Source organism: Pseudovibrio sp. Alg231-02 (assembly GCF_900143565.1).
GTDB lineage: Bacteria > Pseudomonadota > Alphaproteobacteria > Rhizobiales > Stappiaceae > Pseudovibrio.
Genome location: NZ_FREX01000015.1, coordinates 64,211 through 91,184 on the forward strand (window position 1 = coordinate 64,211; position 26,974 = coordinate 91,184).

General features: G+C 50.6%; 21 protein-coding genes. 8 read left to right on the plus strand and 13 right to left on the minus strand.

Going from position 1 to position 26,974, the window contains the following annotated elements; translation table 11 throughout:
- The first annotated feature begins 278 nt into the window (after positions 1-278).
- Positions 279-938: an alpha/beta hydrolase gene (locus DHN43_RS25650; protein ID WP_057465167.1), complete on the plus strand. Its 660-nt coding sequence runs from the start codon at positions 279-281 to the stop codon at positions 936-938.
- Between the two features lie 69 nt (positions 939-1,007).
- On the opposite strand, the gene DHN43_RS25655 is transcribed toward DHN43_RS25650, so the two are convergent.
- Together DHN43_RS25655 and DHN43_RS25660 are read right to left on the minus strand one after the other, a co-directional pair.
- Positions 1,008-1,394: an NADH:ubiquinone oxidoreductase subunit NDUFA12 gene (locus tag DHN43_RS25655; RefSeq protein ID WP_057465168.1), complete on the minus strand. Its 387-nt coding sequence runs from the start codon at positions 1,392-1,394 to the stop codon at positions 1,008-1,010.
- A gap of 169 nt (positions 1,395-1,563) precedes the next feature.
- Positions 1,564-2,253: a response regulator gene (locus tag DHN43_RS25660; RefSeq protein WP_108820547.1), complete on the minus strand. Its 690-nt coding sequence runs from the start codon at positions 2,251-2,253 to the stop codon at positions 1,564-1,566.
- A gap of 698 nt (positions 2,254-2,951) precedes the next feature.
- On the opposite strand from DHN43_RS25660, the gene DHN43_RS25665 reads away from it, so the two are divergent.
- Entirely contained in the window at positions 2,952-6,623 is a 3,672-nt protein-coding gene (locus tag DHN43_RS25665; protein ID WP_108820548.1) for a vitamin B12-dependent ribonucleotide reductase, read from the plus strand.
- Positions 6,624-6,752: 129 nt separating this feature from the next.
- Here the strand turns inward: DHN43_RS25665 and DHN43_RS25670 are convergent, their stop codons facing one another.
- From DHN43_RS25670 to DHN43_RS25720, 11 genes are all read right to left on the minus strand, one after another.
- Positions 6,753-8,126 (minus strand): aspartate aminotransferase family protein, encoded by a 1,374-nt coding sequence (locus DHN43_RS25670; RefSeq protein WP_108820549.1) that lies wholly within the window; start codon positions 8,124-8,126, stop codon positions 6,753-6,755.
- A gap of 12 nt (positions 8,127-8,138) precedes the next feature.
- Positions 8,139-9,614 carry an NAD-dependent succinate-semialdehyde dehydrogenase gene (locus tag DHN43_RS25675; RefSeq protein WP_108820550.1) on the minus strand — a complete coding sequence of 492 codons (1,476 nt, stop codon included), beginning with the start codon at positions 9,612-9,614 and terminating at the stop codon, positions 8,139-8,141.
- A gap of 89 nt (positions 9,615-9,703) precedes the next feature.
- On the minus strand, positions 9,704-10,189 hold the full coding sequence (locus DHN43_RS25680; RefSeq protein ID WP_244306978.1) for an Lrp/AsnC family transcriptional regulator: 486 nt from the start codon (positions 10,187-10,189) through the stop codon (positions 9,704-9,706).
- 13 nt (positions 10,190-10,202) lie between these two features.
- Positions 10,203-11,210 (minus strand): N(2)-acetyl-L-2,4-diaminobutanoate deacetylase DoeB, encoded by a 1,008-nt coding sequence (doeB, locus tag DHN43_RS25685; protein WP_208980956.1) that lies wholly within the window; start codon positions 11,208-11,210, stop codon positions 10,203-10,205.
- A gap of 9 nt (positions 11,211-11,219) precedes the next feature.
- Positions 11,220-12,209: a cyclodeaminase gene (locus DHN43_RS25690; RefSeq protein ID WP_108820551.1), complete on the minus strand. Its 990-nt coding sequence runs from the start codon at positions 12,207-12,209 to the stop codon at positions 11,220-11,222.
- A complete protein-coding gene (eutB, locus tag DHN43_RS25695; RefSeq protein WP_108820552.1) occupies positions 12,202-13,215 on the minus strand; it encodes a hydroxyectoine utilization dehydratase EutB in 1,014 nt (337 codons plus the stop codon). Before eutB ends, DHN43_RS25690 begins: the two co-directional genes overlap by 8 nt.
- Positions 13,212-14,003 (minus strand): ectoine utilization protein EutA, encoded by a 792-nt coding sequence (gene eutA, locus DHN43_RS25700; RefSeq protein WP_108820553.1) that lies wholly within the window; start codon positions 14,001-14,003, stop codon positions 13,212-13,214. Before eutA ends, eutB begins: the two co-directional genes overlap by 4 nt.
- Positions 14,004-14,011: 8 nt before the next feature.
- Entirely contained in the window at positions 14,012-14,452 is a 441-nt protein-coding gene (locus DHN43_RS25705) for a universal stress protein (protein WP_063289782.1), read from the minus strand.
- A gap of 13 nt (positions 14,453-14,465) precedes the next feature.
- Positions 14,466-15,752, minus strand: coding sequence for a TRAP transporter large permease (locus tag DHN43_RS25710; RefSeq protein WP_063289781.1), 1,287 nt, complete (start codon positions 15,750-15,752; stop codon positions 14,466-14,468).
- 11 nt (positions 15,753-15,763) lie between these two features.
- Positions 15,764-16,327 (minus strand): TRAP transporter small permease, encoded by a 564-nt coding sequence (locus DHN43_RS25715; RefSeq protein WP_108820554.1) that lies wholly within the window; start codon positions 16,325-16,327, stop codon positions 15,764-15,766.
- A gap of 78 nt (positions 16,328-16,405) precedes the next feature.
- The gene (locus DHN43_RS25720; RefSeq protein ID WP_057464136.1) at positions 16,406-17,425 is read right to left on the minus strand and encodes a TRAP transporter substrate-binding protein; all 1,020 of its coding nucleotides are present in this window, start codon (positions 17,423-17,425) and stop codon (positions 16,406-16,408) included.
- Between the two features lie 307 nt (positions 17,426-17,732).
- On the opposite strand from DHN43_RS25720, the gene DHN43_RS25725 reads away from it, so the two are divergent.
- The 6 genes from DHN43_RS25725 to DHN43_RS25755 all read left to right on the plus strand — a co-directional run bounded on the left by DHN43_RS25725 (position 17,733) and on the right by DHN43_RS25755 (position 26,815).
- The gene (locus tag DHN43_RS25725; protein ID WP_108820555.1) at positions 17,733-18,917 is read left to right on the plus strand and encodes a M24 family metallopeptidase; all 1,185 of its coding nucleotides are present in this window, start codon (positions 17,733-17,735) and stop codon (positions 18,915-18,917) included.
- A 103-nt stretch (positions 18,918-19,020) separates the two neighbouring features.
- Positions 19,021-19,719: a GntR family transcriptional regulator gene (locus DHN43_RS25730; RefSeq protein ID WP_244306981.1), complete on the plus strand. Its 699-nt coding sequence runs from the start codon at positions 19,021-19,023 to the stop codon at positions 19,717-19,719.
- A 574-nt stretch (positions 19,720-20,293) separates the two neighbouring features.
- Positions 20,294-21,955 (plus strand): acetolactate synthase large subunit, encoded by a 1,662-nt coding sequence (locus DHN43_RS25735; protein ID WP_063318700.1) that lies wholly within the window; start codon positions 20,294-20,296, stop codon positions 21,953-21,955.
- A complete protein-coding gene (locus tag DHN43_RS25740) occupies positions 21,952-23,337 on the plus strand; it encodes an aldehyde dehydrogenase family protein (protein WP_108820556.1) in 1,386 nt (461 codons plus the stop codon). Before DHN43_RS25735 ends, DHN43_RS25740 begins: the two co-directional genes overlap by 4 nt.
- 414 nt (positions 23,338-23,751) lie before the next feature.
- Complete coding sequence (locus DHN43_RS25745; RefSeq protein WP_108820557.1) at positions 23,752-25,746, plus strand: BCCT family transporter; 1,995 nt, start codon at positions 23,752-23,754, stop codon at positions 25,744-25,746.
- 763 nt (positions 25,747-26,509) lie between these two features.
- Complete coding sequence (locus DHN43_RS25755; protein ID WP_159096989.1) at positions 26,510-26,815, plus strand: DDE-type integrase/transposase/recombinase; 306 nt, start codon at positions 26,510-26,512, stop codon at positions 26,813-26,815.
- Positions 26,816-26,974: the final 159 nt, after the last annotated feature.

Below are 26,974 nucleotides of genomic sequence, written 5' to 3' on the forward strand. Positions count from 1 at the left end.
GAAATGGAAACCTTGATATTTTCCACGGTGCTTACGATAAGGGGTAAAGAGTTCCCTTTGAGTTCGTTGAGGTCTATAACGTGCGTGCGCCGAGTTGGATATACCTTTCTCCAATAGAGGCCGATTTTCAGTGTAGCCCTTGAGGTTCATCGTAGAATAATTCTAAACTGGTTCTAATAAACTTGCGTCTCGCAGTCAAGTTTAATCGACAATGATCCGGTATACCAAAAAGCCGGCAGACATTTGCTGCCGACTAAAACAAGAGGATTTTGCAGTATATGCCTGAGGTGATCTTCAATGGCCCTGCAGGGCGGCTAGAAGGCCGTTTCCATCCAGCAAAAAAACGTAATGCTCCGATTGCACTGGTTCTTCATTTGCACCCGCAGTTTGGCGGCACGATGAACAACCAGATTATCTATCAGACCTATTACATGTTTGCGAAACGCGGCTTCGCAGTTTTGCGTTTCAACTTCCGCGGCGTGGGTCGTTCCCAGGGTCAGTTCGACCATGGTCAAGGTGAGCTTTCAGATGCTGCTGCGGCGTTGGACTGGGTACAAACCATCCATCCGGATGCACGTGCTTGCTGGATTGCGGGCTTCTCATTTGGTGCATGGATTGGCATGCAGCTCTTGATGCGTCGTCCTGAAGTTGAGGGCTTTATCTCTATCGCCCCACCAGCCAACTTGCATGACTTCTCCTTCCTTGCCCCCTGCCCGTCTTCAGGGCTGATCATTCATGGTGAGCAGGACAAGGTTGTTCCTCAAAAGGACGTGCAGGCGCTGGTTGATAAGTTGAAAACCCAAAAGGGTATCATTATCGACCATCAGGAAATGCCAGGTGCAAACCACTTCTTTGAAAACCATGTAGATGGTCTGATTGGGAACTGTGCCGGCTATCTCGATCGCCGTCTCGGCCTGATCGGAGAAGACGCTGGATAATCAGCGATGCTTTACGCATTAAAAAAGCCCGGTCGATTGACCGGGCTTTTTTCGTAACTCATGTCTGGCTTATTCGCCAGGTGTCCAGGCGTGGTAGTCTCCAGTCACTTCCGGACGTTTTTCCGGGGTCAGGATGGACCCTTTTGGACGATATGCATTTGGTGTGCCTGTCAGGTTTGGAGAGTGAGCGATTTCCCACTCACGCGCGACATAACCACTCTCTGTTGGTGGAGTGTCTGTGCGGTAATGCATCCAACCGTGCCAACCGGCAGGGATCTGGGAGGCTTCAGCAAGGTTTTTATAAATCACCCAACGACGCTTGCCGCCGCGCTCTTTATAATACTTGTTACCAAAGTCATCGGTCCCGACGAACTCACCCTTTCTCCATGTGAAGAAGCGAGTGCCCCACGTGTCACTGTTCCACCATGTGAAGAACGTAAGCAGAAGGTGTTTCATGTGTCTGGCCTTTCCAGATCGGTGGCTTTGTAAATTTTCCCGGAATATGACGAGTGTTTGGGTGCCTGTCCAGTCTTAGAGTACCGTAGTTTCAACTATTCACCGGAAGTCGCTTTAAATATCCTAGGGTCAGTTATTATTTTCACAATTCCGATGACTATTTTGCACGTTACTTCTTGGTACGGCGCGACAAGTACGGGTTTTGACTGAACTTGTCTGCTGGTGAAACATTTCCAACTTCCAGATCCTTGAGTGAGAGAGGCTCGTTCTCATCTCTTTTCGCCGATCTGCGCGGCCTTGGCACCATTTCAGATTCGGGTGATGGTGCGTTCTCGTCCTTCTGGTATTCGCGCGCTTTGTTGAGCGCCGCGAACTTGGCCTGATTCTGTTCCAGTCGCTTTGCCGTTCCATCAATAATGAAACCACCGTCGTTGTTGCGGACGAACTGACGACGATCCTTGCTGATTGATTCTAGCGATTTCTTCAAAACAGAGGATGAAATCGGCGTGACCAGCAGATGATGGGCCCCTGCTTCCAAGGCGCGCGTCACCAAAGCACGGGTGCCATAGGCCGTAATAAAGACGAGCGGAACATTGATGAGCTCGGGGATTCGGCCTGAACGCATAAGCTTTAAGAGCTGGAAACCGCTGACGGGTTTCATCTCCCAACCGGATAACACCAGATCTGGTGGGTCCGAGATGAGCATTGGTAATGCATCTTTGGGACTGTCATAGACACGCACGCGCCCAAGCTTCAGGGTGCCTAAGATACCCCTTAGGATTGCTTGGGTGGGTTTTGACTGTTCCACAAGAACCACATCTAACTGAGAAATGTCCTTGCCGAAGGAGGTGTGATGCATATCTGCTCGCTAATTTAACCTAACCAGATACCGAAGGTAATTGAGAAACTATATATGATCTCTCCATACAACTACTGCGTAAAATTGCGTGGGGTACACAGACTTTTTTACCCGTGAAATTTTCTGATCCACTGAATAATTTTTCCTAAAAATATCCCCCAGAAAAAATGAGCTTGAATTTGCATTTTCGCTTGGCTTTGCGGAAATGGCGGGGTTCTGCTGCCTGTGCCCGATTTGGAACACACCAGAGCCTCCCCACAATCCACACAGATTACAATATTTGGTGTTCCGATCCCTCTTATGCACACAACCAGTGGACAGATCGCGCTTGACGATGCTTTCCGATTCAATCTAATTTGAGGTCGAAATCAAGACGTGTTCAGGATAGTGCGGCCTCGGCCGGGAGTTCACCACATTTAAGTAGCTTCGAGTGCTAGGAGTTGGATTAACATTCACTTCCAGCGGTCGCTTTTTTTTGCCAATTACAGCCTAAATATTGTGTTAATATATTATCAGCACACTAGATATTGTGATAGCATCGAATTGCGTGCCACTTTACCTGCGTTTACTAGGATAAATGCCAGATAGCGGATTAATCAAAACCGGCGGCGGACTTTTGGTTAAAATCTTAGCTATCGGCACTCTTAAAACCGAGATGCACCGCGGTGACCGTCACCGGGTGCGATAAGGGGCTAAACATGAGAATTGAGCGGCGATATACTGCGGAAGGACAATCCCCCTACGCAGATATTGAGTTTTGCAACGCAACGAGCGAGATCCGTAACCCAGACGGTTCCGTTGTGTTTCGCTTGGAGAACATTCAGGTTCCTAAGCAATTCTCTCAGGTTGCCTCTGATATTCTGGCACAGAAATACTTCCGCAAAGCTGGCGTTCCGGCCAAGCTGAAAGCGGTAGAAGAAAACACTGTTCCATCTTGGCTGTGGCGCAAAGCTCCAGACGACAAAGCTCTTTCCAAGATGGCGAAAGACAAGCGCTTTGGGTCTGAGATCGACAGCCGTCAGGTGTTTGATCGTCTGGCTGGTACATGGACGTACTGGGGCTGGAAAGGCGGATACTTCGACAGCGAAGCTGATGCGCAGGCGTTTTATGACGAACTGCGGTACATGCTCGCGACCCAGAAGGTTGCTCCGAACTCCCCACAGTGGTTCAACACCGGCCTGCATTGGGCGTATGGCATTGATGGCCCAAGCCAGGGTCACCATTATGTAGACTTTCAAACTGGTGAGCTGACCCGCTCTGCGACCGCTTATGAGCATCCGCAGCCGCATGCTTGCTTCATTCAGTCTGTTGACGATGATCTGGTGAATGAAAACGGCATCATGGACCTGTGGGTTCGTGAAGCACGTCTGTTCAAATACGGCTCCGGTACCGGCACCAACTTCTCCTCTCTGCGTGCAAGCGGTGAGCGTCTGGCAGGCGGTGGCAAGTCCTCCGGCCTCATGAGCTTCCTGAAGATTGGTGACCGTGCAGCTGGTGCAATCAAGTCCGGTGGCACAACACGCCGTGCAGCTAAGATGGTTGTGGTTGATATTGACCATCCGGATATCGAAGAATTCGTGACCTGGAAGGTGCATGAAGAACAGAAGGTTGCGGCCATCGTAACCGGTTCTAAAGTGTGTCAGAAGCATCTTCAGGCTGTGATGAAGGCTTGCGTTAACTGCGAAGGCAGCGGCGACGATTGCTTTGATCCTAAAAAGAACCCTGCCCTGAAGCGCGAAATGCGCGCTGCCAAGAAGGCAATGGTTCCTGATAACTATATTCAGCGTGTGGTTCAGTTCGCACGTCAGGGTTACAAGACCATTGAGTTCCCGATCTACAACACAGACTGGGATTCTGAGGCTTATCTGACCGTTTCTGGCCAGAACTCCAACAACTCCGTTCGTGTGACTGATGGCTTCCTGAAAGCTGTTGCTGCTGATGGAGACTGGGATCTGATTGGCCGTATCGATGGTGGTACCAAGAAGACCATCAAAGCAGCCGAGCTTTGGGAACAGATTGGTTATGCGGCCTGGGCGTCTGCTGATCCGGGCCTGCAGTACCACACCACCATCAATGAATGGCACACCTGCCCGCAGGGCGGCGAGATCCGCGCATCCAACCCATGTTCTGAATACATGTTCCTGGATGACACCGCGTGTAACCTGGCCTCATTGAACCTGCTGCAGTTCCGTAAGGAAGACCAGCAGTTCGACTTTGACAAGTTTGAGCATGCGACCCGCCTCTGGCAGATCGTGCTTGAGATCTCCGTCATGATGGCGCAGTTCCCATCCAAGCAGATTGCAAAACTGTCCTACGAATACCGCACCACTGGTCTGGGCTATGCCAATATCGGCGGCCTGCTGATGACCTCTGGTATTGCTTATGACAGTGATGAAGGCCGTGCGCTTTGTGGTGCGATCACCGCGATCATGACCGGTGTTTGTTACGCCACTTCTGCTGAGATGGCTGGTGAGCTTGGCTCTTTCCCTCGTTATGAGGAAAACGCCAAGGACATGCTGCGCGTGATCCGCAACCACCGCCGCGCTGCGCACAGCGAGAGCAAGGGTTATGAGAACCTCAGCACCCTGCCCGTTCCTCTGGATGCTTCCAACTGCCCACAGGCTGAGCTTGTTGAGCGTGCCCGTCTTGCATGGGACAAAGCTCTTGAGCTTGGAGAGGCACACGGTTACCGCAACGCGCAGACCACTGTGATCGCACCAACCGGCACCATTGGTCTGGTTATGGATTGTGACACGACCGGTATTGAGCCTGACTTTGCGCTGGTGAAGTTCAAGAAGCTCGCAGGTGGCGGTTACTTCAAGATCATCAACCGCGCTGTTCCTGAAGCGCTGCGTACACTTGGTTACTCAGAGGCTGAAATTGCCGAGATCGAAGCTTATGCAGTTGGTCACGGTTCCATTTCTCAGTCCCCTGCCATCAACAGCGCCAGCCTGACAGCCAAAGGCTTCGATGATGCTGCACTTGAGAAACTGGCTGGAGCACTTGGGTCTGCATTCGATATCAAGTTCGTCTTCAACCGCTGGACCCTTGGTGATGAGCTGCTGACCGGCAAGCTGGGCGTTTCTGCTGAGCAGCTGGAAGATATGGACTTTGACCTTCTGAGCCACATGGGCTTTAGCAAGGCAGAGATTGAAGCTGCTAACACACATGTGTGTGGTGCTATGACTCTGGAAGGTGCACCACACCTGAAAGAAGCGCATTACCCGGTCTTTGACTGTGCAAACCCTTGTGGCCGCATTGGTGAGCGCTTCCTGTCTGTTGACAGTCACATCAAGATGATGGCCGCTGCGCAGCCGTTTATCTCCGGTGCGATTTCCAAGACCATCAACATGGCAAACACTGCCAGTGTTGAGGACTGTAAAGAAGCTTACATGCTCTCCTGGAAGTTGGGTCTGAAAGCAAACGCTCTTTACCGTGATGGCTCCAAGCTATCTCAGCCGCTGAACGCTCAGCTGCTGGAAGATGAAGACGATGATGCAGAAGACACTGTTGATGACATCATTGCACAGCCACAGGCAGCTCGCGCTGAAGCTGTTGCAGAGCGTGTTGTTGAGCGGATCATCGAGCGTGCTGTTCGCAATCGTGAAAAGCTGCCAAACCGCCGCAAAGGTTACACTCAAAAAGCTTCCGTTGGTGGCCACAAAGTGTACCTGACAACCGGTGAGTATCAGGATGGCCGCATCGGCGAAATCTTCATCGACATGCACAAAGAAGGCGCTGCCTTCCGCTCGTTGATGAACAACTTTGCGATTGCGATCTCCCTTGGTCTGCAATACGGCGTTCCGCTTGAGGAATATGTTGACGCGTTCACCTTCACCCGTTTTGAGCCTGCTGGCATGGTGATGGGCAATGACGCAATCAAGAATGCAACCTCCATTCTTGACTACATCTTCCGTGAGCTGGCTGTATCTTATCTGGGTCGTAACGATCTGGCCCACGTGCCGCCAGAAGCATTGGACAGTGCGACATCTACTTCCCGTTCTTCTGCTGAAGGTCAGGATGAAGAGAGCAGCCCTGCGATTGTTTCTCACGGCCTTGTACGTGGTCAGACTGAAAAATTCCGTCTGGTCCCAGGTGGCGATCCGGCTGTTCAGCTGGCCGGTGCGATCACTGCTCAGTCTGATGCGATTGCAACGGCCTTCCAGCGTGGCGGCGAAGCGACGGCAACAGCAAGCGTAGGCACCGCAACACCTGCAGCTGCACAGCCATCTGTCGCCAGTCAGGTCGCTCAGGCCCGCATGAAGGGGTATGAGGGTGAAAGCTGCGCAGAATGCGGCAACTTCACCATGGTCCGCAACGGCACCTGCCTAAAATGCGACACCTGCGGCTCCACCAGCGGCTGCAGCTGATTACCGATCAAAAGCTTCTAAAAACAGGCCCCAAAGCTCTGCTTTGGGGCCTGTTTTCGTTTTAGAAAAGAATGAATGGCACATTGCTAGAGCAAGCTGATTGAGACACCAGCCTACACTAAATCAGTATCAACCTAATACAGCTTTCACCGCTCTTACTGTTGCGGCAACGACTGTGTCTGCTTCTTCGTGTGTTAAGCAGAATGGGGGGGCAAAGCCGAGGATGTCGCCTTGGGGCATTGCGCGTGCGATGACTGCATCCTGAGACAGCAAGGCTGCGGAGATTTGAGCCCCGATTTTGTCGGATGCCTCGAAGAAACTACGGTCGTCGCGGTCTTTAACAAACTCTACGGCGCAGAGTAATCCCTCGCCGCGCACATCTCCTACATTGGCATGATCACCCAAAGCTTCCTTCATGGATTTGTTGAGATATGCACCAGTGGTACCGGCCTTCTCAACAAGGTTCAGGTCGTCAAGCAATTTGAGGTTTGCGACACCGGCTGCGGCGCCAATGGGATGAGCTGAATACGTCCAGCCATGGCCGATTGGTCCATTTTCATCTGTGCCCTGTTCAAGAACCTTCCAGACCTTGTCTGAGACAATAGAACCGGAGAGCGGTGCGTAGGCAGATGTCAGGCCTTTGGCGATGGTGATGATGTCCGCTTCCAATCCATAATGATCAGAACCAAACATGGATCCGAGGCGCCCGAAACCTGTCACCACTTCATCAGCAATCAGCAGAATATCGTGTTTTTTCAAAACGGCTTGAATAGCCGCCCAATAACCAGCTGGTGGTGGAACAATCCCGCCGGTTCCCAGTACCGGCTCGCCAATAAACGCCGCAATCGTGTCGGCCCCTTCTCGCTCAATCAGAGCCTCCAATTCAGTAACACAATGGGCGACAAATTGCTCTTCACTTTGCTCCAAATTGTCACGGCGGAAATAATAGGGAGCCTCCGTATGAATGACCTGTTCGACGGGCAGATCAAACTTCTTATGAAACAGCTCAAGGCCTGTCAGCGAACCAGTAACCAGACCCGAACCGTGGTAACCACGCCAGCGGGAGATAATTCGCTTTTTCTCCGGCCGACCTAAAATATTGTTGTAATACCAGATCAGCTTGATGTTGGTTTCATTGGCATCTGAGCCGCTCAACCCGAAGTAAACCTTAGACATATTACTCGGCGCACGATCTAAAATCATCTTGGAAAGTGTGATCGACGCTTCTGTGCCATGCCCGACATAGGAGTGATAATAGGCCAGTTCTTTGGCCTGTTCGGCGATTGCCTCAGCAATCTCCTGACGGCCATACCCTACATTCACACAGTATAGTCCGGCGAACGCATCCAACATTCGGCGCCCTTCACGGTCCTCTATGTAAGAACCTGAGGCGGTCTTGATCACTCGAGTTGACGTTTCACCTCGGGCGTGCTGAGCCAGATGAGTTGAAGGATGGAAAAAATTCTCCCGATCCCATTGTGCCAGCTGATCGTTTCGTAACATGACTTTCCTCCCTTATGCCCAGTCGCGGCAAACGTATTTAACTTCAGTAAACTCTTCCATGCCCAGTCGTGCGCCTTCCCGGCCCAGACCAGATTGTTTGGTGCCTCCAAATGGAATGGGTGCGCCAGTTACCTTTGTGCGATTGACTGCAACCATTCCGAATTGAAGAGCACGGCTAACCCTATAAATCCTGCGCGGATCATCGCTGTGCAGATACGCAACCAGCCCATATTCACTGTCATTGGCACGGGCGATGACTTCCTCTTCACTGTCAAAAGGAGCTATCGCAGCAACTGGCCCAAAGGTCTCTTCACGCATAATGAGAGCCTCTGCGGGCACATCAATCAGCACCGTCGGCTCAAAAAACAGTGGTCCCAATGAATGTCGGGTGCCCCCACAGGCAATCTTTGCGCCTTTGGCAACGGCATCGGCGACATGTTCTTCTTGTTTCAGAACAGCTTTTTCGTTCATCAACGGACCAATGTCCGGATCATCCAATCCAGCACCTATGGAAAGAGACTGAGCGGCTTTTGTAAAACTTTTGCAGAACTCTTCGTAGATCGGACGCTCAACAAATATTCGGTTCGCCCCCAGACAATCCTGACCGGATGTTGCGAACTTGGATTTTATGGCCTCAGCAACCGCGTTCTTCAGATCTGCCCCTTTAAAGACAATAACCGGAGCATGTCCGCCAAGTTCCAGGATAAGACGTTTTATGGTGGAGGCGGATTGGCTATAAAGCAGTTTGCCGACAGGGGTAGACCCCGTAAAGGACAGCGCCCGCACGCGGCTATCGCGGGTCCAGGGCTCGACAATTTCTGGAGCTGAGCCAGTCACCACATTAAACACACCTGCGGGAACTCCAGCTCGCTCAGCCAGTTCCGCTAGGGCGAGTGCGCTGTACGGGGTTTCCGCTGATGGGTGGGCAACGATCGTACAACCTGCTGCCAAGGCAGCGGCAGCTTTCCGTGTCAACATCGCACTTGGGAAGTTCCAGGGTGTGATAAGGGCAGCAACCCCAACGGGTTCCCGCCAAAGCTCCACTTCTGCATCTGCTAGATGACTGGTGACGCCTTCAATGTTGGGACGCTTGGCTTCCTCGGCATAGAACTCAACAAATGCTGCACCATACTCTATTTCACCACGGGCTTCTGACAAGGGTTTGCCCTGTTCCAGAACCATGATCCGTGCGAGATCTTCTTTATGCGTAAGCTGAAGTTCAAACCAGCGTCGCAAAATAGACGCTCGTTCTTGCGGTAGTAATCCCGACCATTTGGGAAAGGCATCTGAAGCTGCAGTTACCGCAGCAGACGATTCATCTGCTGAAAGGCCTGCGACATCCCCTAGGTAATCCCCGTTTGCTGGATCAATAACCGCAAATGTCTCATCTGTTTTTGCAGCACACCACTTTCCATTTATATAGGAAAAGGAACGCACTAGCGCTTTGTCTTGAATGTCCGTCCGTGCAGACAAGGCTGTTTCTGACATGGCGCATCCTCCTTGCTCTACAACAGAATTTGCCTGTTTTTGGCGGAGGATGTGACTGAATGAAGTGTTCGTTACAGAATAATCGTCTGCTAATCGGCTGCGAAAAGAAGATTCAACGGAGGTGCCGCATTTCCCTTTACAGGCTTCGTCACAATGTACGTGAAGTAGCGGGATAACCCGATGCGTGCATCCAGCATGGTGTCGATCAGCCTTTGATAGGCGTCTACGTCTCTGGTCACGATCTGTATCAGATAGTCAAATCCGCCCCCTAATGCCCAGCAAGCCACGACTTCCTCGTAGTTCTGCATGGCTGTTTCAAAGGCGTAAAAGCTCGCAGCCGTATGGTCCACCAGTTCAGCAGCGACGAAAACAGTGACGTGAGGCCCCAGTTTTTTGAGATTAATTCTTGCACCATAGCTTTCGATCAGACCAGATTTCTCCAGCTTCTTCAGCCGGTCCCAACAAGGTGTTGGAGACAATCCGATGCGGTCCGCCAAAGCGGCTTTGGTGATGCGGCCCTCATATGAGAGTATTCGCAGGATATCCAGATCACGCTGATCAAGTTGCATGCTCATCTTTTGATATCTCTCACACTTCAGGAACGCCAATCACCGCCGCACAATCACCGGATTTGATCAGTCCGGGGAAATGACGACTAATGAGAATGCCGCTACGCTTTGCGTGGTATCTGGTTGGTTCAACACCGGTTCTGTCCATTGGCCAAACACGGGCAACAATGTCACCTTCTCCAACGGGATCTCCCAGATCGACCATAGGTTCGTATAGCCCGCCCTGCTCGCAAAATGTAAAGCAATCTGCGCCTGGCATCCCCAAATTTACGGAGGACTCCAGTTGTTTTTCTCCTTGCAGGATACCGAACTGGATCAAGACGTTACGCAATCCTTTGCGTGCGATTCCGATTGTTTTTGCCGTCGCAGTTCCACCACCGCCCAGTTCTGTTGTCACAAGAACCTTGCCCATGCTTTCAACTGCTGTGTCGTACATACCTATATTATCGATTTCGAGGAGCTGAACGGAGTAAGGTGCGTTAAACGCAGCCATTGCTTCAAAGCAGGCCTTCTCATTGCTCTTATCTTCCAGAATATGAGCTGCTGCGAACGGCACAAAATCAAGGGTCTTACCTCCGCTATGGAAGTCGACAGCGACATCTGTCAGAGGAAGCAGGTAACGTTGAAAGTAGTCGGCAATTTTCTCGGTTGGAGTTCCGTCAGGACGACCGGGAAATGAACGGTTCAGGTTTCCCCTATCAATGGGTGACGTCCGCGTTCCCGCCATAAATGCCGGAAAGTTGAAGGCCGGAACTATGATAATTCGACCAGTTACGTCCTCTGGTTTCAACGCAACTGTCAGTTCCTGGAGGACAACTGGCCCTTCGTATTCATCGCCGTGATTTGCGCCTGTTAAGAGCGCTGTCGGCCCTTCCCCGTTTTTGATGACCGTAATGGGGATCATAACAGAGCCCCACGCACTGTCATCACGGCTATAGGGTAACCGTAAAAACCCATGATGAATGCCGTCCTGATCCAATGGGATTGTGGGCGTGATGGGATTTGCCTGCATAATTTTCGTCCTAATACACACGGATCAACTATTGATAGCTGTGCCTGCTTTTACGGCTTCAGCTCGGGCTCCGGCCAAGGTGGCAATGGCGGTGTCTTGCACCCCAGTTCCTGTCAGATCGCAAACCGTAATGTCTTTGTCCGACTGCCGCCCTGGCTTTTGGCCAGAAATTACTTGTCCAAGTTCTGCGTACATCTCAGTACTGTTGATCGTGCCAGCTGCTATCGCTGTACGGAGTTCGCCTTGTTTGATGGATTGAGATAAGCGGTCACAAACGAAAACAGAGGCACCTGGAATAACGCAGGGCGCGAGTTCCGATTTATAGTCGGCATCTGATCCCATGGCAGTAATATGCTGCCCAGGTCGCATCATATCCGCCTTGATCAAGGGCTCTTTGGAGGGGGTTGTTGTTACGACGATATCGGATTGAGCCATAACCTCAGCGATGCTGCCAGCAACGACTTCAATTCCCAATTGAGTTGCACACTCCCGAGCACAGGCAGCTGCTTTTTCGCTGTTGCGCCCCCAGATAACAGCTCGTTCAATATTACGAACAAGCGTCAATGCTTGCAGTTGGAGGCGGGCCTGAATGCCACTTCCAAGAATACCGGCAATCTTGCTGTTCTCTCGTGACAGATGCTTGGCTGCGACGGCTCCAGCGGCAGCTGTGCGCACATCGGTCAGATACCCGTTATCGAGCAGTAACGCCTTGACGATGCCGGTCTTTGCATCAAACAACACCATCAATCCGTTCAGGCTTGGCAGTCCCAGTTTGGGATTGTCGAAGAAACCCGGGCTCATCTTGATCGCAAAACTGTCTATGCCGGGAACATAGGCAGTCTTCACATCCACTTCCCCATTGTGCTCAGGTACATGGAAGCTCAGGATAGGCGGCATTACAACGTCTTTTGTTGCAAGCAATCGAAATGCATTTTCTACACATGCAACAGCATCCAGATCCAAAGAAACAGCAGAGCGCAGATCTGCCTCCGTCAGGATATTAATCTCAGGCATAAAGGCTTCCATTCACAGAGGTCGGCGCGGCAACATCGACGTTCTCGCCGTCGATCAATCGTTTATGCAGCGCCATATCAATATTTTGCCCGCTGATGAGGCTCACACATTTTCCGGGTGTTTTGATCTTTCCAGCGAGTAAGGCAGCAATACCGACACTGCCTGAGCCTTCAATCACCAGACGTTCCTGCCAGTAAGCGTGTCGAATGGCTTCTGCGATTTCTTCTTCGCTGACCAAGATCAAGTCATCTACCAGGTCCCGTGTCATCTCGAAGGTATAGGCATTGTTCAGCCCAATCCCACCACCCAATGAATCTGCGAGTGTTGGCACTTCTTCAACAAGGATCGGTTTGCCTGCACGCTGGCAGCTATACATGGCGGCACCGCGCTCCATTGAAACGCCAACTACACGAACTGAGGGATTGATGGTTTTCATCACCAAAGCCACTCCAGAAATTAAGCCACCGCCCGAGACTGGTACGAGTACCGTATCCAGATCAGGCGTTTGCTCCAGCATTTCCAGTGCAACAGTGCTTTGCCCGGCAATGATATCCCGGTGATCGAATGGCGGGATCATCGTCATTCCGTCTTCTACCAGCCGATCTACTTCAGCCTGAGCATCGTCCTGAGAACTTCCGGTTATTCGAACTTCAGCACCCAGCGATTGAATTGCCTCTACCTTGTTCTGCGGAACAAGTTTTGACATACAGATGATGCAACGCACCCCTGCTTTTGAGGCAGCATAAGCCAGACCGCGACCATGGTTTCCAGTTGAGACACCGACGACACCAGCTTCTTTTTGAGCTGCGTTGAGTGACAAAATTGCATTTGTCGCACCGCGCAGTTTAAAGCTTCCCGTGATCTGCGTTTGCTCAAGCTTCAACAACACTTCTGCAGAGCAGATCTGGCTCAAGCTGGGTGAGCTGACCAAGGGGGTCGTTCTAACGTGCCCCATTATCTTTTGGCGTGCAGAAAAACTGTCATGAACGGTGATTTTTTGCGTCATTGTGCGCTCATCCGACTTTTGATTGAGTGTTGGAACAGATGGCCAAAACCATGTACGATTTGCTCGGAGCCCAGATGCTGAAGGCAACGCCAGATCATTGCCTGATTTGAAGTCACCACTGGCTTGCCAATCCGATCTTCAATCCTCTGAATGCACACTGCCGCCCTCAACCCGGTACACGAGATGAACAATGCGTCTGCACTCGGCTCCATAGCTGCACAGGCAGCCTCAATAATCGTAGACTCGGAAAGCCGCGCAATCTCACGGTCATCATCGACACCGAGATAGTTTGCACTGGCGATTTGAAGGCCATTATCGGCAAAGTACTGAAACACTTCCTGCGAAATACTGGCAGAGTATGGAGTTAACACGCTGATCCGTTTTGCATCTAAAGCTTCGAGCGCATCAAATGCTGCAGAGCTGGGTGTCACAAATGGGGTGTCAGATTTGCCAGCTTTCAAATAATCCCCGACAACTGCGTTTCCCAGAACAACTGAAGCAGCCGTACAGCTGTAAGCGATTACGTCCAACGCATCTCCAGGTAATATCTGCGAAGCAGCTTCTGTCAGGCGTGGACCTGTTGCCAGCAAATTCGCTCGTGTACCTGGGTTTTGATAGGTGATCCGGTTTGCGTAAATGCCGATCTGATCAGGATCGCACATGCGTGCGAAATCCCCTTCGCTGGTGTGATCTGTTGCCAAAACAATCAGACCTATCCGTTTATTGACTGAACGGGCGTCAAAGTTGGCTTCAACCAGAGAGGCCTTAGGACGACAATCAAAAACCATGTGCCCTCCTAAACAACAAGGACCGGGCATTCCGCCAAGCCTGTTACCTTGTGAGAGACACTGCCAAGCAAATATCCTTCGATTGAACCCAACCCTCTGCTCCCCAAAACAATCACATCGTTTTGGTGTTCTCTTGCAAAGCCCACAATCGTGCGGGCTGTTGGGCCGGATTTGGCAAAAGCGCGGATGTTTGCACACCCGGCATTCAGGGCAAGTTGCTTCCCCTGCTCTGCCACTTCACGAGCGTGATTGCGCATCACATCATCCACGCTCTCATTTTCATCCGGGCGCACGATTGCGAAGGATGCTTCCAACATTGAATGATGTTTGTAAACGGTCAGAAGAGAGAGCGGGATGTTGCCGCAAACAGTCGCCAATTCAACGGCCTTGAGCAGTGCTCGCTCCGCCCCTTTAGACCCATCAAATGGAACAAGGATAGATTTAAACATCGAGTACTCCTTGTTACTTGGCAAAAGCTAAGTCGCGCAGAAAGAGCGCAATTTGTGGGAAAAAGATCAGAGCAATGGCGACTCCAACCAACATCAGGATAAACGGTGGCGTCCCGCGGATAACCTCAGCATACGGTCGCTTGAACACTGCAATGGCCGTGAAGATGTCACATCCAAATGGCGGCGTTGCTGAGCCTATGGCGACTTGCAATGTGATGATCGTGCCAACCAACACCGGATCCAAACCAACAGCCTTAACAACTGGTGCAAAAATGGGTACCAGCACCAGAATAACGACGATTGGGTCGACAAACATACAGCCAACAAAAAATGCCGCTGAGATGACAAACAGGATACCCATTGCACCCATGTCAGAAATGCCGATCGCAGTCAGGATTTCCTGTGGGACCTGAGCAAAAGAAATGATCCAGGAAAATGCTGCGCCTGCGCCGACCAGAATGAACACCACAGCGGTAATTAAACCGGTTGATTGAGCTGTCTTGTAAACATCAGTCAAAGTCATGGAGCGGAACACAAAGACTTCCAGAACCAAAGCGTAAAGCACACACACTGCGGCCGCTTCTGTAGGGCTGAAGATGCCGCCATAAATGCCACCAATAATGATTACCGGAAAACCTAGCGGCCACAGCGCCTGCCGGACTGCGGTCAACCGCTCGCGCCAACTGGCTTTAGGCTCAGTTGGGACTTGGTTACGGACGGCGTAAATGTAGCTGTAGATTGAAAACAGAACGAGGATGAGCAGTCCCGGCCCGATACCTGCGATAAACAATTCTGCAATAGATGTATTTGAAACAACGCCATAAATGATCATTCCAATTGATGGTGGGATCAGAAAAGCAATGTCACTGGCATTGACGATGAGCGCCAGAATGAAGCTGTCTTTGTAACCGGCCTTAAGCATACGTGGACGCAAGGGCGATCCAATAGCCACAACGGTTGCCTGCGTGGACCCTGAGACTGCGCCAAACATTGTGCAGGCCATTGCTGTCGAGATGGCAAGACCGCCGCGCACGTGGCCCGTAAAGGCCATGACCAAATCAATCAGGCGGCCTGCGGACTGTCCCCGTGTCATGATATCTGCTGCAAAAATGAACATGGGCACAGCAATGAGAGATGCAGGCCGAATACCTGCAACCATTTGCTGGATCATGGTTTCCATTTGCCCGAAATCACCGAACATCATCAAAAAACCAATGAAGCTCCCGACGATCAAAGGGATCATCATAGGAAACCCAAGAAGAAGAAGAGTAATCATCGAAAGGAATATTGTTGCTGCCATGATACTATCTTTTAGACCTCGATCTCATCTTCTTCATAACCCTCAAGCATGTGGGTCGAGAGATAGATATCGGGAGCAGTCAAGTTCTTGATGGCAGTGAGCAGGTACTGTGTTCCCGTCATGAAAAAACCAACGGGCACCCAAACCAATATCACCCAAACAGGAATTTGCAGTGCAGGTAACACCCGGCCACGAGAGGCCTGTGTTTCAATGTAGTTGATTGAGTAATAACAGAGCAGGAACAGAAAAATTGCGGTCACCAGCGAGATCAGGACCATCAGAATCTTACGATAGCCAGGAGACAAGCCGTCATAAATGGCACTCATACGGATGTGGCGCCCATGCCGTGCTGCATAACTGATACCAGCGAACGTGATCAGAATAATCAAGATACGGTTCAGTTCCTCGGAAAAGAAGATGGAATTTCCAAGCACAAAACGCCCGATTACATTGGCGATCGTGTTTGCTGCCATCAAAAGAACGCCGACTGCAAGCAAGGCGGATTCAATCCGGCTGATCGCTTGGTCAATAACACCCAAAAAGCCTGGCAAGTTTGATTGTGCCTGATCACTCATTCCACCGTCCCGCATTACATGAGGCGTGTAAGGCGAGGAGTGCTCGCCCTACATATCTTGCGCGATAACAACTGACTGTTAGTCTGCAGTCGCGGCCAGATCGGCTTTCATTTGTGCAATGATTGCAGCGCCGCTATCACCTGTCATCTCGATGAAGGTCTTTTCAACCTCAGCCGCGGCTGCCTTGAAACATCCACGCTCATCTTCGGTCAGAACAGTGACTTTCATCTCTGGCTTGGCTTCCATGATCTTAGCAAGCTCAGTTTCAGCGGCTTGTTGCTGATAGACGACGGTATGGTCATATGCAGCAGCTGCTGCCTTTTCCACCAGGTCCTTATCTTCTGCGCTTAAGCCATCAAAGAAATCTTTGTTTGCCATCACCGCGGTGGTGAAATTGTTGTGCCCCGCATACGTGATGTAATCGGTGACCTCATAGATCTTGGTCGAATAGAGGAAGAAAGTCGGGTTCTCCTGCCCCTGAATAAGGTTGGTTTGCAACCCACCATAAACCTCGCCCCATGGCAGTGGTGTCGGGCTCGCACCAAACGCACGATAGCTCTCAACCAGCAGTGGGTTGGTCATTACGCGAAACTTGACTTCGTTCAGATCAGCACATGTTTTCACCGGTTTCTTGGTGGTCATTGCCACCTCGCCCTCGGGGAACATGTTCAGCAGTTCAAGGCCTTTTTCAGCATAGAGCGGCTTGAACATGTCATTGATCGCCTTGCTTTCCCTGTAGAAACGAGCGAGATGCTTTTGATCTGTAGGAAGGAGATAAGGCACAAAGAACACTTGTGCCTCCGGTATCAAAGCGCCGGTGAAGCCTGGAGACTGATCAACAAACTGCAAGATGCCATCTTGCGTCTGTTCCATGATATCAGCAGACTCACCAAGAGTTCCATAAGGGAACAGCTGGATTTCATGATCAGAGTTGGCTTCAATTTCTGCTTTGAATTTTTGAGCATACACGCCCTGAACATCAGTCATGGCTTCTTCAAAAGCATATCGCCATGTATCAGCCTGCACTGCTCCGGTTGCAGCAAGAACCAGTCCCACCGCTGCGCAAGATTGTAACGCCCGTTTAAAGATACCTGTCATTAATTCCTCCCCCAAAATCATCCTGATGAATATCTGTTTTACTCGGCATCTTGCGCGCCGTTTCTAGTGAATGCCTGTGACTGCTCATTGGAACTGCCACGTCGGCAGGTTTGCTATGCAACCGCAAACCTACGTGCAAATACTTGATGTACACAACATGATCGATATTTCGGCATAGTCAATAATAAAATTACCCACATAGCTATATTTTGCTAATTTTAATGCTGGTAAATTTGTTATTTTTGATTGATCTTATTGGTGTTAGTTACTGTTGTGTACAATTATATTTTTGACAAGGGAGGGCGACATGGGCCTAGAAAATGCTCCATTCAGCAAAACAGAATACGATCGGCGCATTGCTCAGACCCGCAGTGCCATGATGCAGGCCGGGATTGAGGTCTTGTTTGTGACTGATCCATCGAACCAGGCTTGGTTGACGGGCTATGACGGCTGGTCATTTTACGTGCATCAAGGCGTAATCCTGCCACTGGAGGGAGATCCGTTATGGTGGGGCCGGATCCAGGATGCAAATGGGGCGCTGCGAACTGTTTGGATGGATGACGACCATGTGCTTGGCTATGCAGATCGCTACATCCAGTCAACAACCTGCCATCCTATGGAGGATCTGGCATCACACCTTGAAGCAAGAGGCTACTCCACATCCCGCATCGGTGTGGAGATGGAAAACTATTATTACTCCGCCAAAGCACATGCGGTTTTGTTTTCAGAGCTCCCCAATGCAGTGCCTGTTGATGCAACGGCGCTGGTTAACTGGCAACGCGGTGTTAAATCAGAAGAAGAACTTGTTTTCATTCGAAAAGCAGCAGCCATCTCGGACAAAATTATCAGGATTGCACTGGAGAAAGCTGAACCTGGGATGAGGAAGAATGAGCTGGTTGCGGATATAAGCCACGCCGGGATTACTGGTGTTGGAGATGACTGGGGAGACTATCCTGCCATTGTGCCTCTGACACCATCTGGAAGGGATGCGACAGCACCTCATCTGACCTGGAACGGCAACCAAATGCGAACTGGAGAGATTACTTTCTTTGAACTCTCCGGTTGCTACCGGCGTTATCACGCCCCACTGTGCCGCTCAGTCTTTCTTGGCAAACCTCCACAATCGATGGTCGACGCCTCAATGGCCCTGACAGAAGGGTTGGAAGCTGGCCTGGAGGCGGCCAGAGCAGGAAACCGCGCCTGTGATATAGCCAATGCACTCAACAATGCACTCACCAAAGTCGGCATTGATCGTGGAGGACGCTGCGGTTACCCGATTGGTCTGAGCTATCCACCTGATTGGGGCGAGCGCACTCTTTCGCTTCGACCTACGGATGAAACAGTTTTGTTGCCCGGAATGACCTTTCATTTCATGCCAGGCCTTTGGCTGGAGGACTGGGGGCTGGAGACCACGGAGACAATCGTCATCACCGAGGCAGGCCCAGCCCAAGCTCTTTGCAATGTTGAGCGCAAACTCTTCATAAAAGACTGATTTATAAACACGTCAGGCCAAACAACTAGTGTGCCAAGGGATCAATAGCTTTGCCCTTGGCACTATGAGTATATACAACGAAAACACGAGAAAAGAGTGATCGGTGAACATCTTGGATCTGGCAAATATAGACTATAGCGCACGCGACCGGTTTGACCGGATGTATGATGAAATTAGGGATCGTATCTGCCTGTTGGATTACGCGCCCGGAAAACGACTTTCTGAAACAGAACTGGCGGAAGAATTCGGTGTCAGCCGGACACCATTGCGCCGGGTGCTGGTTCGCCTGGAAAGCGAAGGCCTGCTGCGCTCAGTTCATGGTGTCGGTACCTTTGTAACGGACGTGGACATCAAGGAGCTGGAACAAACCTATCTGCTGCGCATGGAACTGGCGGAACTCAGCGGAAAATTGTCGCCAGCACCTCCCACAAAGGAGATACTGTCTGAGTTTGAGGCTTTGACTGCCCGCGCCAAAGAACTGCAGACAAACCCAAATGCCCGCGAGTTCTCGATCCTGATCATGGACTTCTTCCTCACCATCCTCAAGCTCACAGATAACGGTCCTTTGCGCGAGGTTTCGGAGAGGCTCTACATGCAGACAACCCGCATCTGGCTCAAGTCTCTATTTGCATCCGTCATCGATTTGACAGACGAAGTTATCATCTTCAACCGGGAAATGGATGATATCCTGACAGCGTTAAAGCTGGGAGACCTGAAAGCCGTCTCCCTCATCCAAAAAGCCCACATCTCCATGAGCTTCACCCGCATGAGGATCTCTTACCAAAACGTTGAGGACAAGTAGGGCAACAGACGTACTTGCCTCTCTTATCCTACCACGATCGTCAGAATGAAACAGCTGTTAACTATTGACACCAAAGACATGCTTTAGGAAAACAAGCTACATTAAATAGGCTACGCAGTAAGATGGTCGCAACCTACGAACGAATAACCGTAAAGTCCGTTGATAACCTTAATCCAATATTGCGAATGATCTTCGCAGTGTATCCAATCTTGAAGCTGACAGAAGCAGAACTTAAATAACACTCAATAATCTAAAAATAAATAGTAACTCATCGGTATACCAATCAAATGATTTTAGCTACGGATTGATGTGACTGCTGACGTATTCTCTCAAGAATGCTCAACTTGAAGGTTCACTTATTATAAAACATTGGAGCAAACATAAGTGTATGCACCGAACCTGAACCAAAATCCTGCTACTTAGTAGTCCTTTTGTTTGACGGAGAACCAACCGCCAAAAGATATCCCCACGGAAACTTCAATCATCAGCATACTGCCTTTACTAATTTCTGATCTCATAGAGAGAACATAAGCCTGAAGTTCTAAAGCCAAGCGTTGACTGAACAGGAGATCCCATGCCTGACTCTCATGCCCCGATGAAAGCTTCTGATCGTCTTGTAGCTGCACTGGAAGCGGAAGGTGTTGAATACGTCTTTGCTGTTCCTGGTGAGGAAAACCTTGACGTTCTTGAATCCCTTCGTACCTCAACAATTGAACTGGTGTTGAACCGACATGAGCAAGGTGCGGCCTTTATGGCTGCCACTTATGGGCGTTTGACTGGCAAAGCAGGCGTCTGCATGGCGACGCTAGGACCTGGCGCGACCAACTTTGCGACCCCGGCGGCCTACGCTTTTCTGGGCGGCATGCCTTTGATCATGATCACCGGGCAAAAGCCGATCAAGAAATCCAAGCAAGGGCAATTTCAGATCATTGACATTGTCAGTCTGTTTGAGCCGATCTGTAAGATGTCCAAGGCGATTGTACATGGTAACACCATCCCTGCCCTGATCCGTGAGGCTTTCCGCGTGGCAGAAGAGGAGCGCCCCGGCGCGGTCTTGCTGGAGCTGCCTGAAGATATTGCTGTTGAAGAAACTGATGAAGCTGTCTTGCACCCTCATCCCCGTTACTACGCGGTCGCAGATGATACGGTGCTGAATGAAGCAGCTGAGATGATCCGCAATGCAAAAATGCCGTTGCTGTTGCTCGGAGCTGGAGCAAACCGTAAGGACGCTCACTCCATACTCAAGGCTTTCGCCGAAAAGACCCAGATTCCGTTTTTCAACACTCAGATGGGCAAAGGCGTCATTGATGAGCGCTCAGACCTGTTCCTTGGTACTGCCGCGCTCTCTGATGGCGACTACTTGCACTGCGCAATTGCACGGGCTGATCTGATCATCAATGTGGGTCACGACGTTGTCGAAAAACCGCCGTTCTTCATGGAACATGGCGGTACCAAAGTGATCCATATGAACTACAAGGCTGCGCAGGTTGATCAGGTGTACTTCCCTCAGGTTGAGGTGGTTGGCGATCTTGCCCGCTCCGTTGCGCGGCTTGGCGATATCCTGGGCGGTCCGCTGGACTTTGATCGCAGTTATTTCCAGCGCATCAAAAAAGAAACAGACCTACACACCTCTGAAGGTGGTGATGTTGCGCGTTTTCCGGTTATCCCACAACGGGTGGTCGCTGATACACGCAGGGTGATGGGTGATTTCGATATTATTGCGCTCGACAACGGGATCTACAAGATCTGGTACGCCCGCAACTACAAGGCTCATCAACCCAATACGGTGCTTTTAGACAACGCATTGGCGACAATGGGCGCTGGCCTGCCTTCGGCTATGATGGCAGCCAAGCTTTATCCAGACCGCCGGGTTATGGCGATCTGCGGTGATGGCGGTTTCATGATGAACAGTCAAGAGCTGGAAACGGCTGTTCGGTTGAAGCTCAATTTGGTGGTCACTGTTTTGGATGACCGATCTTACGGTATGATCCGCTGGAAGCAGGCTCATGCAGGGTTTGAAGACTGGGGATTACAGTTTGGCAACCCTAACTTTGTCGAGTATGCAAACAGTTATGGTGCTACTGGCCACAGGATTACCCGCACAGAAGACCTGCTGCCGACCTTTGAAGCGGCCTTTACTGCTGGCGGGGTCCATCTGGTTGATATTCCCGTTGATTACAGCGAAAACCAGCGGGTCTTGATTGACGAGCTTGCAGCCAAGGTGTGTCTGATATGAGCAAGACACTGGATGTCGTCAATCCGTACAGCCTGAAATGCATCGGCAGTGTCGAGACCAGTGAATGGGAGCAGGTCGACGCATTTCTGGAGACTGCACACAATCTCTTTCGTCAGCGTGATGAGTGGCTTCCTGCTTTTCAACGAATAGCCATCTTAAAGAAAACAGCTCAGCTCATGGAGGCTCGTTTTGACGAGTTGGCGTTCCAGATCGCCAACGAAGGTGGCAAGCCATTGGTTGATGCCCGCGTGGAAGTGATGCGCGCCATTGATGGCGTGGAACTTTGCGTACACGAGGTTGGCCAAATGACTGGCCGCGAAATTCCGATGGATTTGACAGAGGCGGGATCAGGTCGCATCGCGTTCACCCAGCGTGAGCCGATCGGCGTGGTCGTGGCTGCGAGCGCTTTCAACCACCCACTCAATCTGATTGTGCATCAGGTGGCACCGGCGGTGGCTACAGGTTGTCCGGTTATCATCAAACCAGCTCCCGATACACCACTGTCCTGCCAGGCTTTTATAGGCATGTTACATGAGGCCGGATTGCCTACAGATTGGTGCCGTGCCGTTGTTTGTAATAACGAAGTGGCTGAGCAGATGATCACCGATCAGCGGGTTGGGTTCTTCTCGTTTATTGGTTCTGCACGTGTTGGCTGGATGCTTCGCTCAAAGCTGACACCAGGTGCGCGCTGCGCTCTGGAACATGGCGGTGCTGCGCCAGTCATTGTCAGCGAAGATGCCCATATCGACGACATGATCCCTCTTTTAATCAAGGGAGGCTATTATCATTCTGGTCAGGTCTGTGTTTCTGTTCAGCGTGTATTTGCTCCTCCCTCTAAAGCGCAGGAAATCGCGCAAAAGCTGGCAGAGGCTGCCAAACTGCTGAAAGTGGGTGATGCGACTGATGCGACAACGGATTGCGGTCCGTTGATCCGGCCTGGTGAAGTGGACCGGGTTGAGGAATGGGTGAATGAGGCTATCGATGGAGGAGCCGAGTTGTTGGCAGGCGGAAAACGCCTGGGCCCGACAACCTATGCCCCCACCGTGTTGCTGAATCCGCCTGCCAATGTCCGCGTTTCGCAACAGGAAATCTTTGGTCCGGTGATTTGCGTCTACAGCACTGATAGTATTGCAGAGGCTATTGAGACTGCAAACAGCCTGCCCTTTGCGTTCCAGGCCGCTGTTTTCACTCAAAGCTTAGAGACAGCCTTCCAAGCCGTCCAACATCTCGATGCCACTGCTGTCATGGTCAACGACCATACCGCCTTTCGTGTGGACTGGATGCCCTTTGCTGGTCGTCGCCAGTCCGGCTACAACACCGGAGGTATCGGCTACACCATGCACGACATGACACAAGACAAGATGGCAGTCATCCGGCTTTGATGTTCCCTACAGAGTTGAACTGAGCATTTCAAAGCCCAGTCGCGATCAGATATCTCGTTTTATGCTGTATTGAGCCGGGCTCTCAGGCGAAACAGTTGAGTTTGACAGCGCTGCTCTACAGCTCAGCACGAGCACTCTTAACTTAAATCTACAAGCCTTTGAAATTAAAAAAGAATACGTACTTTTAGGTGCGACATAAAAGCTATTGCCACTTGGTGAAGCCAGGAGTAAATGCTCGGCCCCAGCTTTGGTCATTCGAAGCATATATATTTGTTTTGCTTAGAACCATCCTGAGTTGGACACATTGTTTTAAGAGGCCGTCTACACAACTGAGATAGCTTTGCTTTGAAAAATGCAGTCCTCGTCACTCGTGCGCCCTTTTTTTGCATTTTTCGGCGCTTGTTGAAGCACGTGATGAGAATAAAGCACAAGTTTAATCCTCCTGTTTTTATCAGCTCCATATCGCTGATTTTTCTGCTCCTGATTACAGCAGTCATCTGGCCGGAAGGCTCTCAGAGGTTTTACAGCAACATTCAGGATTGGATCGAAACAAACACTGGTTGGCTCTATATTCTGGCAGTTGCGATTTTTCTGCTGTTCATCCTTTTCATCATGGTGAGCCGGTTTGGTGATATCAAACTGGGACCTGATCATGCTGAGCCTGATTACGCCTACAAAAGCTGGTTCGCCATGCTGTTTTCAGCAGGCATGGGCATTGGACTGGTTTTCTTCGGTGTCGCAGAGCCGATCATGCATTTCATGTCTCCACCAGACATGGAAGGGCAGACTATTGAGGCTGCTCGTGAGGCAATGAAGATCACCATGTTCCACTGGGGTCTGCATGCCTGGGCGATCTATGGTGTGGTGGCTCTCTCATTGGCGTATTTCACCTACCGCCACCAATTGCCTTTGTTGCCGCGGTCTGCGCTCTATCCTCTGTTTGGAGAGAAGATCTACGGTCCGATCGGCCATGCGGTTGACACATTTGCGGTATTAGGCACTTTGTTCGGTGTATCCACCTCGCTTGGCTATGGTGCTTTTCAGGTGAATGCTGGCCTGAACTATCTGTTTGACGTCCCTGTTTCGACAACCTCACAAATCATTCTGATTGTGCTTATCTCCAGCATGGCAACGGCTTCGGTTTTTTCCGGCCTTGATCGAGGTGTGAAACGCCTTTCTGAAACGAACCTCATTCTGGCTGTTTGCATTATGGTGCTGGTTCTGATTGTTGGGCCAACCGTGACTTTGCTGCAGACTGTTGTGCAAAATGCAGGCGCATATATGGGGGACCTGATCCATAAGACCTTCAACCTTTATGCCTATGACCGAAAAGATGACTGGCTGGGCGGTTGGACTCTGCTTTATTGGGGGTGGTGGATCTCGTGGTCACCTTTTGTAGGTACCTTTATCGCACGCGTTTCCCGTGGTCGTTCCATCCGTGAATTCCTCGTTGGCCTGCTGTTTGTGCCAACAGGGTTCAGCCTGATCTGGTTCACGATCTTTGGGAACACAGGCATCGATCTGATCCTCAATGGAGGGGCAGATAGCCTTGCTGAAGCCGTTTCTACTGATGTGTCTCTGGCTCTCTTCAAGTTCTTTGAGTACATGCCATTTTCATCTGTACTCTCCATGCTGGGCGTCGTGCTGGTGGTGGTCTTTTTTGTAACCTCCTCCGACTCCGGGTCTTTGGTTATTGACAGTTTGACCTCTGGCGGCGACATCAACTCCCCTGTTTGGCAGCGTGTATTTTGGGCTGTGTTGCAAGGCGCTGTTGCGATTGTGTTGTTATCGGCAGGTGGGCTGGGAGCTTTACAAACTGCGACAATTGCCAGTGCGCTCCCCTTCCTCATTGTTATGCTGCTGATGTGCTTTGGCCTTTACAAAGCCTTGCAGGATGATGCTTTGCGCACCAAAAACCTGCAAATGCACCACACCACAGTGCAGTACACAAAAAGCACCGTGGATTGGAGGCAGCGCATCGGAACATTGACTGAAAACGCGACCTTAAAAGACGCACGACATTTTATGGGTACTGTTGGCAAGCCTGCTCTGGAAAAGGTGCAGGCGGAATTTGAGACACGCGGTTTCAAAGCCACACTGACCGGTACCAAGAACTATCGTTTGACCATCGAGCAGTCTGAAGAAACGGTCTTTGTGTATGGCCTGCGAAAACGGTACTTCACAACCGCATTGGCAATCGGCCCCGGCCATCTCATCGACGAAGATGAAAATGAGGACGAGACCGAAGAGGAAGGCACCAACTACTACCGCGTCGAGGTGTTCCTTGCCCAAGGCGGTCAGGAGTACGACGTGCTCGGCTACACCGAAGAACAGCTGATTGCGGACGTCGTCACACAATACGAACGCTTCATGCAGTACCTCCACTTGTCACAATCCGAGTTGCTTTGATACCATTGTTGGTTGTTAGGTTATCCGCAGGAGTTTATGCAACGACCATCGATACGTTCACATTTAAAAAAATAGCTATAATCAAAAATGTGTCTCAACTGATACTTGGAGGCTCATCTATGTCTCCAAGTACATTGAGTTTTCGAAGCTATCTTAGAGTGTTGTGTGTTCCGCAAACGGAACACACAACACCGGCATCACCTTACTTCCCCAACACAGGAGATGACGCACTTCATGAGACTTTGGCAGCGGCAACAGGCGCGCGATAAAGACGAGTATGAATCGAGATAGAGAGAACGATGATCGTTGCCCGATGTTTTTGCCTTGCCAGCTATCACAAGCCTTATTGACGGACTGGGATACATCAGATGTACCCTAAATTTGGAAGTTATTGCGAAAGCTGGGCTGAGCCTTAACAACTCCGAGTTGACGGAAGCCGTATTTCCTCAGAGCATGCCATATGCATCCCGGCCTCAGATAATCAGCGAAGTCGTTGCCCCTGCACCGATTGCACTGCAGACAGAAACACATAGTATTATCTGAAGAAACAACAGCACTGACAGATCTTGAACTCGCACAACTAAGTTTGAAAAAGCACAGAAACTCTGTGCTATCAGAAGTAATAGTCAAAGTGTGCTCGATGATGCCTGCGCTCTGCTTTAGACATCAAAAGCGAAAGTATGACTGATATTATCTTTATCTATTTTATGTTGCCACAACAATTGGAATCCACCCTGAATTCCGGACAATTGAGTATACTAACTTGGATTATTTTGTACCAAACATCATCTGGCTTGCTGAGACCACCTACTGTGTCACCGAGGAAGGTTGGCGGTCTGTGGTCGACATTAAGGATATAGCAACACGGGAAATTGTCGGCTGGGCTATGGACAAGTATATGAAGTCAAGCCTGCTCAGTGATGTTTGCAACATAGCTCTGGCAAGGCGCAGATTGACTATCGGTCTTATTCAGCATAGCGACCTCGAGTCGCCATCTCGCTCCGAGGAGTATCGCAAGCTGCGGCGTGAAACTGGCGTCAGACAATCCATGTGTAGCGTGGGCAAGTGACTTGATAATGCTCTCATGGAGAGCTTTTTTGCCTCTATGAAGAAAGTCTCATCCAGCGCTTGTTATTCTAGTCAAGGTAGCAGGCAAAAGCAGCGATCTTTGAATACATTGAGGTTGTTCCACAGCCGCCGACGCCAACATTCGGCAATAAACTACAAT